Below are 11,269 nucleotides of genomic sequence, written 5' to 3'. Positions count from 1 at the left end.
ACCAGGTCCTTGTCGTCGCCGCCGTCCACGCTGGTCGCCACCGCGCGCCCGTCGCTGCCGTTGAGGCTGACGTTACCCACGCGCGACTTGGTGGGATCGAAGGCCTCCGCCGGGCGCACTCCCGGGATCAGCGTCATCAGCCCGGAGAAGTTGCGGTCCACGATGGGCAGGTCCTTCACCTCGAGGGGGGAGACCGAGCCCCCGATCTCCGAGTTGGTGGTGTTGATGAGCGGAGCTTCGCCGGTGACTTCCACCACCTCGTGGGCGCCGCCCGGCTTCAGGGTGGCGTTCAGGGTCACGGACTGGCCGACCGCCACCGCGATCCCCTTCTGCTGTACGGTGGCGAAGTTGGAGGCCTCGAAGGTGACGTCATAGGTCCCCGGCGGGAGCAGGGTGATGGTGTAGGCGCCCGTGTCGCCGGTCGCGGTGGGGCGGGCGAAGCCGGTGGCGGGATTGGTAGCGGTCACCTTGGCGCCGCGCACCACGGCCCCGGTGGAGTCGGTGACGGTGCCGTTGATCTGGCCGGTGCTCTGGCCCCACAGGTTGGCGCACGCCAGGACCACTACGAGGAGCACGAACAGCAAGCGCTTGCTCATCACGGTTCTCCTGAAGAGATTGGGTTGAAGGGGGTTTGTTTGCTTCCTAGCCATTCCTAGCGGCACCCACCACTCCCTGCCGCCAGGCTCCAAGGTCCAAGGAAATGCCCCTACCCCTCGGCCGAGCTAAAGCAAACGAATGGCCATGCCAAAACACTGAAAACAAATCGAATGTCGGCGATTTTCGTTCTGACCATACAGTTTTCGGGATTCGCTCCCATGGCTGCTTATGAAAATCCGTAGGCTTGCGGCCAGGTGGCTTGTGGCCGGCGGGCGCGCCCCGCCCGCCGCCCTCCCTGAACATCACAGCCGCAGGTGACCGCAGTCACCGCTCCCGGCCCGCTCCCGGCCTAGGCTGGCTCTGGCGCCGTCTGCGATGAGCGCCGCCGGCGGACGCCGGGTACGGAGGAGAACATGGCAACGGTGGCAGCCAAGCGCGCCGACCTGGCCGGGCCGGGCATCGGCAACTACGACGAGCTGGACAAGATCCTGCCCCAGAACTACAGCTCGCTGCTCAATCCCAAAGAGACCCAGCAGGCCATCTTCGCGGTCAAGAACTACATCGAGGAGAACCTGTGCCAGGAACTGAACCTCCTCATGGTGACGGTGCCGCTGATCGTGGACGTGGAGAGCGGGGTCAACGACATGCTCGACCGCGACGGCTCCCGCACCCCCATCCAGTTCCACATCGCCAACGACCGCAACCTGCACCCGGTGGACGCCCAGGTGGTGCAGGCGGCCACCAAGTGGAAGCGCATGGCCCTGCGCCAGTTCGGCATGCACGTGGGCGAAGGCCTGTGCACCGACATGCGCGCCGTCCGCAAGGACTACTTCCTCGACCACGACCACTCCTGCTACGTGGACCAGTGGGACTGGGAGCGGGTGATGACCGCCGAGCAGCGCAGCCTCGCCTTCCTCAAGCAGATCGTCGGCAAGATCTGGAAGGTGCTGGTGGGCGCCGAGAAGTTCGCCCAGGAGCAGTTCCCCGCCCTGCGCGATCCCCGCTATCCCAACCTGCCCGAGCAGCTCACCTTCCTGCACGCGGAGGAGATCCTGGAGATGTTCCCCGACCTGCCTCGCAAGCAGCGCGAGACCCAGGTGCTGCAGAAGTATCCGGCCGTCTTCATCGTGGGCATCGGGTGGCCGCTGGCCGACGGCATGCCCCACGAGATGCGTGCCGCCGACTATGACGACTGGGTCACCGACACCAGCGCGCAGACCGGCAAGCCCACCCACGGCCTCAACGGCGACATCCTGGTGTGGAACCACGTCACCCGGCGGCGCCATGAGCTGACCTCCATGGGCATCCGGGTGAACCCCGAATCGCTGCGCCGGCAACTGGAGATGTCGGGGCAGATGGACTTCCTGCGCTTCCCCTACCACCAGGCCATCCTGAACAGTCAGATCCCGCTCTCCATCGGCGGCGGCATCGGGCAATCGCGCACGCTGATGCAGCTCTTGCGCAAGGCGCACCTGGGCGAGGTCACGGTGAGCGTGTGGCCCAAGGTGCTCAAGGAGATGTGCCGGCGCAAGAACATCCACGTGCTGGAGTGATCCCCCGGCGAGCTTCTGGCTGGGTGCGCGACCCTGCTACAATGAAGCCGGTCGGGCGCTTAACTCAGCGGTAGAGTGCCATCCTCACACGGTGGAAGTCGTAGGTTCGAATCCTACAGCGCCCACCATCCTTTCCTTATGTCGCATCTCACAACCAGGATCCGATGAGACCCAAGAAGCCTTGGTTCTCCGGCAAACCGCTGGCCGCACCGCAACCGGAGGAGGCCCTGGCCAGCGCTTCCGGCCCACAACTTTCGGGCAGCGCGCGGGTTAACAGGGGTGTGAGCACCGCTGCGCTCCAAGCAGGCATGCTGGCCGCGGCCTCCGGGACCGGAGAGCGGAGCGCCGAGGCTGTCCCCTTGGCCGGACTCAGCGACGCCCAGGTGATGCTGCGGGTGAAGGCCGGCGACGACGCCGCCTTCGATTACCTGGTCGCCAAGTTTCGCCGCGCCATGGTGAGCTTCATGTACCGCATGGCGCACAACCAGGCGGTGGCCGAGGAGCTGGCGCAGGAGGTCTTCCTCCGCGTCTACCGCTCGCGCTCGACCTACGCGGCCGAGGCCAAGTTCACCACCTGGCTGTACCGCATCGCCACCAACCTGGCGGTGAACTACGGCCGCGACACGCGCCCGGAACGCGCCGGGGCGCAGAGCCTGGACCAGCCCGACCCCGAGACCGGGCTGCTGCCGGACCCGGCCGACGGCCAGCTCACCGCCGAGCAGGAGATGGTGCGGCAGGAGCGCCTGGCGGCCATCCGCCGCAAGGTGCAGGCCCTGCCCGAGCGCCAGCGCCTGGCCGTGGTCATGCACAAGTACCAGGAATTGGACTATCGCGAGATCGGGCAGATCCTGAAACTGAGCGAGTCGGCGACCAAGTCGCTGCTCTTCCGCGCCTACGAGACCCTGCGCGAAGAGCTGAAGGAATTTGTGAAGTAGGTGGTGGCTATGAACTGCGAACAGGTGCGCGAACATCTCCTCAAGCTGGCAGGGGCGGGGGCGCCCGCTCCCATCCCCGCCGTGGAAGAGCATCTGCAAGTGTGCCCGGGCTGCGCCGCCGCGCTGGCCGGCCTGCGCCAGACCATGGCGCTGCTGGACGAATGGACCGCGCCTGAGCCTTCGCCGTACTTCGACTCCCGCCTGCGCGCGCGCCTGCGCGAGGAAGCCGAGCGCCCGGCGCCCTGGTGGGCCTGGGCGCGCAAGCCCGCGCTGGCCGCCGCCATGCTGGCGCTGGTGGTCGCGGGCGCCAGCCTGTTCCGCGGAGGCGCTCCTTTGACTCCGGTGGTGGCCGAGCATCCCGCGACGCAGGCGGTGAACGCCCAGCCGGGTACCGCGGTGGGCGACCTGCAGGCCTTGGACAAGGACGAGGACCTGTACGCGAATTTCGACATGCTCGATGACCTGGCCGTGCACCAGGCGCATCGCTAAGGAGAGCCGGTGCGCGGGATCAAGCCCATCCTGGTGGCCGCGGCGGTGGCGGCGGCGGTGACCGTAGCCGCGGCGCAGCCGCCCCGGCCCGGCTGCGCGCCCGCTGTCTTCTGGCAGCAGGGCGGCGGCGGAGGCCGGCACGGCGCCGGTCCGGGATTCGGGCGCGGGCGCGAGGAGCATCATGCCGGCGACTGGCTGCGCAAGTACAAGGACCTGCCGCCCGCGGAGCAGGAGAAGGCGCTGGCCAACGATCCCGAGTTCCAGAAGCTCCCTCCCGAGCGCCAGCAGAAGCTGCGCGAGCGCCTGCAGAAGTTCAGCCAACTTCCTCCCGAACAGCAGCAGAAGATCCTGGACCGCATGCAGACCTGGGAGAACTTCACTCCCGAGCAGCGGCAGCAGGCCCGCGCCCTCTTCCAGCGCATGCGCAATCTGGCTCCGGAGCGGCGGCGCGCCCTGGTCACCGCCTACCGGCACTTGCGCGATATGGACCCGCAAGAGCAGCAGAAGGTGCTCGACTCTCCCCAGTTCAAGAGCACGTTCTCCGACGACGAGCGCGACCTCCTGCGCGGCTTCATCGGCCTGGGCGTGGGTCCGGGAGAGCCGGAGGGCAAGGGTCCGCAGACGGGCGACCGCCTGCGCTTGCCGCAACCACCGCCTCAGGGACCGCCGCAGTAGCCGCGCCGGCGCCTAGTTCCTCAACGCCAGCGTTCGCCGCAGCGAGAGCGCGAGCTGCCGGATCTCGTCGGCGTCGGAGGCCTCGGGCGACATCTTCAGATAATCCTCCAGGTCTTCCACCGCGCCCCGCACCTGGCCCAACTGGTAACGCAGCAGGGCGCGCTGGCGCACGTCTTCGGGGGAGCGCGGATAGACGGCCAGCACCAGGTCCACGATGGGCAGGGCCTTGCGCAGGTTGCGCGCGTCCAGGTAGATGGCCTTCAGGTTGTTGAGCATGCGGGTGAGCAGTTGGCGGCGGCTCACGGTGACCAGGAACTCGGGCTGCAAGGGCAACTGCCCGGCGTAGATCTCGTCCAGGCGCTGCTGGCACTGGCTGGGCGTGAGGACGCGCCCGCGGTGGAAGGCGTCGATCAGCGTCTCCCGCCCCTCCACGTCGTAGTGCTTGAGCAGGAAGTGTCCGGGCATGCCCACGCCGAAGAGCGGAAAGCCGACCTGGCGCGCCACTTCCATGTACACCACCGCCAGGGAGATGGGGATGCCCAGCTTGCGGTCGAGCACCTCGTTCAGAAAAGAATTGCGGGGATCGTAGTAGTCAGCCTCGTTGCCGCGGAAGCCTTCTTCGTCGAAGAGCACGGTGTTGAGGGCGGCGATGGTAGGAGCGGGCTCGGCATCCTCGGGCAGACGTGCGGCCACGCGCGCGGCCAGTTCCGCCAGCCGGTCCAGATATCGTTCCGCCTCCAGTTCGGGATACTGGGTGCGGGCGATGGTGAGGGCGGCGCGTGCCAGCTCGATGCGCTCGTCGTCGATCTCGGGGCCGACCAGCGCGGCCAAGGCCCCGGCCAGCGGCGTCAGCGACCTGGACTCTCCCGCCATGGCCGTCATGCTAGCAAGAAACTCCTCGCCGGGGCGTTGCCCCTTTAGAGTCAGCCCCGCCGCTCACGGGTTCTGCACCACTCCCAGGAAGAGCACCTCGCCCGTCTGGTTGTCGCGGATGGCGAACAGGAACGGCCGGTTGACCTCCATGTAGAAGGTCGGAGGCTCGACGCGGACGGCGGTGGCGTGCACGCCCACGCTGGTGACGGCCGCGGCCTCGGTCCCTTCTTCGTTCACGTCCACGTAGGTCTTGTGCTTGACCTCGCTGATGGCCAGCCCTGGCCCGATGCCGCTCAGGTCGGCGCCGTCCTGGAAGGCCTCGCCCATCCCCAGTTGGGTGAGCGTGCCCCGCAGTTCCTTCTCGTACTCCATCTTGAAGCGGGGCAGCAGGATGGTGCCCTCGGTGTTGCTGTAGCGCTGCATCCAGGAGTCCCAGGCGCCGTCGTCCAGCTTGGCCAGGAAGCTCTTCAGGTCCTTCTTGGGGAGGAAGACGTACATGGCCAGGCGGCGGTTGCTGCCGTAGGGCAGGCTGACGCTCTGGAAGTCGTCGGTCTCCAGGTACGGCAGCCAGCCGTGCTGCTTCATCAGGGGACGCTTTTCGGCGGCGCCGGAGGCGGGGGTGAAGGTCCGCTGCTCGGTGAGGTTCTTGTCGAAGGCCGTGGTCCAGCTTCCCTTGAAGTACACGGCGTTGATCAGGTACATGACCATGTCGGGCGGGATGGGCGGCTCGACGATGGTCGGGATCTTGCCCCGGGTCTTCTCGTTGACCCAGGCGTTGATAGTGGCGGCGGCGCCGGGAGTGCGGAAGTCGAGCGTGGTGGCCTGCGCCTGGTAGAAGTCCAGCACCGTCTTCAGGAAGTCGGGGCGGAAGCTCACGCCCTTCCGCGCCCAGACCGAGTCGGCCACCGCCAACTGCACTTTGGGGTCGGGATTCTTCAGCAGGTTGATGAGGTCGAGGCTCTGCTGGTTGACCTGGGCCAGGTCCATGCCGTCGAGGTCGAGCGTCTTCTGCATGGCGGCCTGGGTCGGGCCGCGGGCGCCGTTGTAGACCATGGAGAGCGCCAGGGCGATGCTGGAGGGCGAGATGAAGACGTTCTTCTTGCCCTCGCTCTGCTCCAGCAGCTTGAGCATCTTGAAGCCGAAGGCGTTGTGAGCGTGGGAGAGGCTGCGCGCGGGCTGGGGCGGGGCGGCGCGCAACGCGGCCTCCGGCGCCAGGGCCAGGTACGAGATCCCTGCCAGCAGCAGGGCGGCGAGCCAGGCTATCCGTCTCATGGAAGAGTTCCTCCTTCAGGAGAAGAACGCTTCAAGGATACGCGTTTGCGGGAAATCACGCGAAATGGGAGCGCTACTTAGGCCGCGGGTCGACGTGCGCTTCTCCGCCCTTGAAGACGACTTGGATCGCCACACCGGGCGCAGCTACCGACGCGTCCTGTAGCACGAGGTGACCATGGGCGGTGAGCGCACCGGTGCGGGCGTTGTACGTCACCGCGTCCGCGCGGATGGTGGCTACGTTATACGTCACAACGACGGGCATTTGTCTCCCACTGGATACAAGCCCGGTATAACGGCTCACGTCACCTGCCGATTCTCGTCGCCCGACCTTTCTCAACGAAAGAGATTTTTCAAGATGAAGAACACATTCGCCGGTCGTTCCGCCAACCTTCTCATGAAGTACGGATACCACTCGCTGCCGAAGGGGATGTAGACGCGCATGCGCCAGCCCTCCTTGATCAGCGCCTGCTGCAGGTCGCGGCGGATGCCGTGCAGCATCTGGAACTCGAAGCTTTCGGGTGCGATCTTCTCGGCGCGCGCGAACTCGATGGTCTGGCGGATGATGCGCTCGTCGTGGGTGGCGATGCCGTGGTACACCCCGCTCTTGAGCAGCATGCGGCTCAGCTTCACGAAACAGGCGTCCACGTCGCGCTTCTTCTGGAAGGCGATGGAGTGCGGCTCCTTGTACGCGCCCTTGCACAGGCGGATGCGGATGCGCTCCCCCAGCAAGTCCTCCACGTCCTTCTCGCTGCGCATGAGATAGGACTGGATGACCGCGCCCACGTGCCCGGCGTGCCCGGGGCGGCGGTGCAGTTCGCGCACGAAGTCGAGGGTGCGCTGGGTGTAGGGCGAGCCCTCCATGTCGATGCGCACGAAGCTGTTCTGCGAGGCCGCCTTGGCCACCAGCCCGCTCACCAATTCGCGGGCCAGGGCTTCGTCCACGTCCAGGCCCATATGGGTCAGCTTCATGCTGACGTTGGCGTCGAGGCGGCGGGCGGCGATCTCGTCCAGCAGCTTGTGGTAAGTGGCGGCGCTGGCCTTGGCTTCTTCAGGGTTGGTGACGTTCTCGCCCAGGTTGTCGAGGGAGACGCTCATGCCCAGGGCGTTGACCGCCGCGGTGGCCTGCATGCCGTCGTCGATGGTCTCCCCGGCCACGAAGCGGCGGGAGTTCCTGCGCCCCAGGCGCGAGTGCTCGGCGAAGCGGCGCAGGCGCTGGCTCTCGGAGAGCCAGATGAACAGGGCCCTCAGCACGCGGGCGCCTCGGGCGGGAGGGGATCAGGGCAATCCATGGGTCGAGTGGTCATCGAACCGACCCATGGTTGTACCACAGAGGGCGGCCAGCGTCAGTAGGACGGGGGTCACATTGGGGTGTGATTACAGATTTTAGATTTTAGATTTTAGATTTTAGATTTCAGATTGCAGATTGGTCTCGGCTCCGCCGCCTGCTCATTCTTCAATCTGCAATCTTCAGTCTGAAATCTGCAATGGGCTCAGTGCGCCTCGGCCTCCAGGAACTTCTCCACCTCGATGGCGGCCATGCAGCCGCTGCCGGCGGCGGTGATGGCCTGGCGGTAGCGCCGGTCCTGCACGTCGCCGGAGGCGAAGGCCCCGGGGACCCTGGTGAAGACGTAGTTGGTGGTCTTCAGGTAGCCGTCCTGGTCGGTCTCGAGCTGCCCGGCGAACATCTTGGCGTTGGGGATGTGCCCGATGCCCAGGAAGAGCGCGCTGGTGGGAAAGTCCCAGGTCTTGCCGCTCTCCACGTTCTTGAGCTTGAGCCCGGTGACCTCGCTCTTGCCCACGTCGTAGACGTCCTCGACCACGGTGTCGGTGAGGAAGTGGATCTTGGGGTTGGCGCGGGCGCGGTCCAGCATGATCTTGGAGGCGCGGAAGCCGGCGCGCCGGTGGATGATGGTCACCTTGGTGGCGAAGCGGGTCAGGAAGAGCGCCTCTTCCATGGCGGAGTCGCCGCCGCCCACCACCACGATCTCCTTCCCCGAAAAGAAGAAGCCGTCGCAGGTGGCGCAGGAGGAGACGCCGTGGCCGATCAACTGCTGCTCGTGGGGCAGCCCCAGCCAGCGCGCCGAGGCCCCGCTGGAGATGATCAGGGTCTGGGTCCGGATCTGCTGCTGGCCCACGGTGAGCACGAAGGGGCGGCGGCTGAGGTCGGCCTTCTGCACGTGCCCGGTCTGGATCTCCGCCCCGAAGCGCGTGGCCTGCTGCTTCATGTTCTCGATCAGCTCCGGCCCCTGGATGCCCTCGGGAAAGCCGGGGAAGTTCTCCACCAGGGTGGTGAGGGAGAGTTGGCCGCCGGGCTCATGGCCCTCCAGCACCAGGGGCTTCAGGTTGGCGCGGGCGGCGTAGATGGCGGCAGTGAGGCCGGAGCATCCCGACCCCAGGATCACGGTGTTGCGAACGTTGTCCATGGCCTCTCGTTGGATTCAGCAATGCGGATTTGGATGCAGGCCGGGCCGCCGCTCATGGCTTCGGCTTGGCGGCGGCGGGCGGCTTGCGGGCCGGAGGCTTGCCGGTGCCCAGGCGCTGCAGGTCGCTCAACACGGTGCGGCGCACGCCCAGCGCCTCGCGGTACCGCGCCAGCACCTGGGAAGCGCTCTGGAAGAGCGGCTCGTAAGCGCTCTGGTCGGCGCCCTGGCAGCGCGCCAGCCCGATCGAGCCCTTGCCCACGCGCTCGATGCGCAGGCGGGTGGCGGGCGTGTCGGTGGCCAGCACCTGCGCCGGGGTGGCCGCGCTCACCCCGTCCTCGATGGAGATGGAGAGCACGTCCTTGGGCTCGTGGAAGCGGAAGACCAGGGTCTCGACTACGCGCTGCTCGTCCACGCTCATGGAGTACTGGGCGTTGGAGAAGAGCGCGCCGTCGGGGAAGTCGTGGCGCACGCGCACCCAGGTGGAGACGGGGGCGTCGGGCATGGTGGTGCGGCCGCGCGCGATCTCGAAGTCGGGGCCGAAGCCCGGCTTCTGCGGGATGCGTGCCAGCACCGCCGCGATCTCCTTCTGCTCGTCGGCGGAGGGCGTGCACACGTTCAGATAGTTGACGCGGACCTGGGGCTGGCCGGCCGGGGGCGCTTGCTGCGCGGAGGCGAGGGTCGCGGCCAGGGCGAGGATCGGGGCGAATGGGAGATGTCTCGGGAGCGGCACTGCGGAATTGTAGCAGCGTCGCAGCTTTTAGCTCTTAGCTTTTGGCTCTTAGCTCCTAGCTGCCGGCTCATCCTTCAAATCCGGCGTGGCAAGCTAACAGCTAAGAGCTAAAAGCGAAGAGCTTCCCGCTGACTGCTAAAATCTGCCCTATGGCAAATCTCACCCTGGTCTACGGTCTGCGCCTGCTGCCGGAGGGCGAGGTGGCGGAGGTGGGCGACGCCGCCCTGAAACTCCACAACGGGCGCGAGGCCCGCGTCACCATGCACCTGCTGGAGGGCTCGGCGGAGGAGATCAAGAAGATGCTGAGCCAGAGCGTGGAAGCCTTCTTCGACATCCACCTCGATATCTAGCGCCGCGCGGGCGGTATAATCGTTTTCTGCCATGAAAGCGTATGTCTATGTGTCGCTGAAGAAGAGCGTGCTCGATCCCCAGGGCAAGACCATCCACGCGGCCCTGCGCAAGCTGGGCTACCAGGGGATCGACGAGCTGCGCCAGGGCAAGTACTTCGAGATCACGCTCGATGGCGGGCTGGACAAGGCCAAGGCAGCGGCCGAGGTGGAGCGCGTCGCCCGCGAGGTGCTCACCAACCCCGTGATCGAGGAATTCCGCTACTCGATTGAAGATTGAAGAATGCAGATTGCAGAAGGTGAGAATCGCCGACGCGAGGGCACGAATCTGAGGCTGCGATCTGCAATCTACAATCTGCAATCCGCAATCTGACGTTACGCCGGACGCCAAACTGATATGTGCGGGATCGTAGGTTACGTCGGCAAGAAGCGGGTCGTACCCGTCATCCTGGACGGGCTCAAGCGCCTGGAGTACCGCGGCTACGACTCCGCCGGCATCGCGGTGGCCGGTAACGGCGAGGGCCTGCAGGTGCGTCGCGCCGAAGGCAAGCTGCGCAACCTGGAAGAGGCCATCCGGCTCAAGCCGCTGGACGGCACCTACGGCATCGGCCACACCCGCTGGGCCACCCACGGGCGCCCCACCGAGGAGAACGCCCACCCGCACCGCGACTGCACCGGCAAGATCGTGGTGGTGCACAACGGCATCATCGAGAACTACCTGGCGCTCAAGAAGAAGCTGGCCGAGGAGGGCCACAAGTTCTCCACCGAGACCGACACCGAGGTCATCGCCCACCTGGTGGAGAAGTACCACTTCCGCCCGGGCGACGGCCGCCAGGCCTCGCTGGAAGAGGCGGTGCGCAAGACGGTGAAAGAATTGACCGGGGTCTTCGCGCTGGCGGTGATCGCGGTGGACGAACCCAACAAGATCGTGGCCGCGCGCAACGGCCCCCCGGCGGTCATCGGGCTGGGCAAGGACGAGTACTTCGTGGCCTCCGACGTGCCCGCCATCCTCTACCACACCCGCGACCTCTTCTTCCTCGCCGACGGCGACCTGGCGGTGATCACCCCCGCCGGCGTGCAGCTCACCGACTTCGACGGCCAGCCCATCGTGCGCCAGGTGCAGCACATCACCTGGGACCCAATCATGGCGGAGAAGGGCGGCTTCAAGCACTTCATGCTCAAGGAGATCTACGAGCAGCCGCGGGCGGTGCGCGACACCACCCTGGGCCGCGTCTCGCTCGATTCCGGCAAGGTTTTCCTGGAGGAGATGGAGATCACCGAGGCCGAGTTCCGGGCGCTGAAGAAGATCCAGATCGCGGCCTGCGGCACCTCCTGGCACGCCGCCCTGGCGGGCAAGTTCATGCTGGAGCGGCTG

General features: G+C 66.6%; 13 protein-coding genes and 1 tRNA gene. 8 read left to right on the top strand and 6 right to left on the bottom strand.

Going from position 1 to position 11,269, the window contains the following annotated elements; genetic code table 11:
• Nucleotides 1-596, bottom strand: a 596-nt coding sequence (locus VEG08_13910) for a carboxypeptidase-like regulatory domain-containing protein (protein HXZ29083.1), incomplete at its 3' end; no start/stop codon positions are given.
• 414 nt (nt 597-1,010) lie between these two features.
• Here VEG08_13910 and asnA point away from each other — a divergent pair.
• The 5 genes from asnA to VEG08_13885 all read left to right on the top strand — a co-directional run bounded on the left by asnA (nt 1,011) and on the right by VEG08_13885 (nt 4,249).
• Entirely contained in the window at nt 1,011-2,150 is a 1,140-nt protein-coding gene (asnA, locus tag VEG08_13905) for an aspartate--ammonia ligase (protein ID HXZ29082.1), read from the top strand.
• A gap of 53 nt (nt 2,151-2,203) precedes the next feature.
• Nucleotides 2,204-2,278: transfer RNA gene (locus tag VEG08_13900), tRNA-Val, on the top strand.
• A gap of 231 nt (nt 2,279-2,509) precedes the next feature.
• Nucleotides 2,510-3,085 (top strand): sigma-70 family RNA polymerase sigma factor, encoded by a 576-nt coding sequence (locus VEG08_13895; GenBank protein ID HXZ29081.1) that lies wholly within the window; start codon nt 2,510-2,512, stop codon nt 3,083-3,085.
• A 9-nt stretch (nt 3,086-3,094) separates the two neighbouring features.
• The gene (locus VEG08_13890; GenBank protein HXZ29080.1) at nt 3,095-3,574 is read left to right on the top strand and encodes a hypothetical protein; all 480 of its coding nucleotides are present in this window, start codon (nt 3,095-3,097) and stop codon (nt 3,572-3,574) included.
• A gap of 9 nt (nt 3,575-3,583) precedes the next feature.
• Nucleotides 3,584-4,249: a DUF3106 domain-containing protein gene (locus VEG08_13885; GenBank protein HXZ29079.1), complete on the top strand. Its 666-nt coding sequence runs from the start codon at nt 3,584-3,586 to the stop codon at nt 4,247-4,249.
• A gap of 12 nt (nt 4,250-4,261) precedes the next feature.
• On the opposite strand, the gene VEG08_13880 is transcribed toward VEG08_13885, so the two are convergent.
• The 5 genes from VEG08_13880 to VEG08_13860 form a co-directional block, all read right to left on the bottom strand.
• Nucleotides 4,262-5,131 carry a transglutaminase-like domain-containing protein gene (locus VEG08_13880; GenBank protein HXZ29078.1) on the bottom strand — a complete coding sequence of 290 codons (870 nt, stop codon included), beginning with the start codon at nt 5,129-5,131 and terminating at the stop codon, nt 4,262-4,264.
• 54 nt (nt 5,132-5,185) lie between these two features.
• Nucleotides 5,186-6,394: a serpin family protein gene (locus VEG08_13875; GenBank protein ID HXZ29077.1), complete on the bottom strand. Its 1,209-nt coding sequence runs from the start codon at nt 6,392-6,394 to the stop codon at nt 5,186-5,188.
• Between the two features lie 333 nt (nt 6,395-6,727).
• Nucleotides 6,728-7,645, bottom strand: a complete 918-nt coding sequence (locus tag VEG08_13870; GenBank protein ID HXZ29076.1) for a proline dehydrogenase family protein — start codon at nt 7,643-7,645, stop codon at nt 6,728-6,730.
• A 239-nt stretch (nt 7,646-7,884) separates the two neighbouring features.
• On the bottom strand, nt 7,885-8,817 hold the full coding sequence (trxB, locus tag VEG08_13865; GenBank protein HXZ29075.1) for a thioredoxin-disulfide reductase: 933 nt from the start codon (nt 8,815-8,817) through the stop codon (nt 7,885-7,887).
• Between the two features lie 52 nt (nt 8,818-8,869).
• Complete coding sequence (locus VEG08_13860) at nt 8,870-9,547, bottom strand: hypothetical protein (GenBank protein HXZ29074.1); 678 nt, start codon at nt 9,545-9,547, stop codon at nt 8,870-8,872.
• Between the two features lie 149 nt (nt 9,548-9,696).
• Here VEG08_13860 and VEG08_13855 point away from each other — a divergent pair, with 149 nt between their 5' ends.
• The 3 genes from VEG08_13855 to VEG08_13845 form a co-directional block, all read left to right on the top strand.
• A complete protein-coding gene (locus tag VEG08_13855; protein HXZ29073.1) occupies nt 9,697-9,897 on the top strand; it encodes an allantoinase in 201 nt (66 codons plus the stop codon).
• A 31-nt stretch (nt 9,898-9,928) separates the two neighbouring features.
• Nucleotides 9,929-10,174, top strand: coding sequence for a phosphoribosylformylglycinamidine synthase subunit PurS (gene purS, locus VEG08_13850; protein ID HXZ29072.1), 246 nt, complete (start codon nt 9,929-9,931; stop codon nt 10,172-10,174).
• A gap of 117 nt (nt 10,175-10,291) precedes the next feature.
• A partial coding sequence (locus VEG08_13845) for an isomerizing glutamine--fructose-6-phosphate transaminase (GenBank protein ID HXZ29071.1) occupies nt 10,292-11,269 on the top strand: 978 nt, incomplete at its 3' end.

The sequence above is a fragment of the Terriglobales bacterium genome, from assembly GCA_035624475.1.
GTDB lineage: Bacteria > Acidobacteriota > Terriglobia > Terriglobales > Acidobacteriaceae > DASPRL01.
This window is presented reverse-complemented; position numbering and strand designations above follow the sequence as displayed.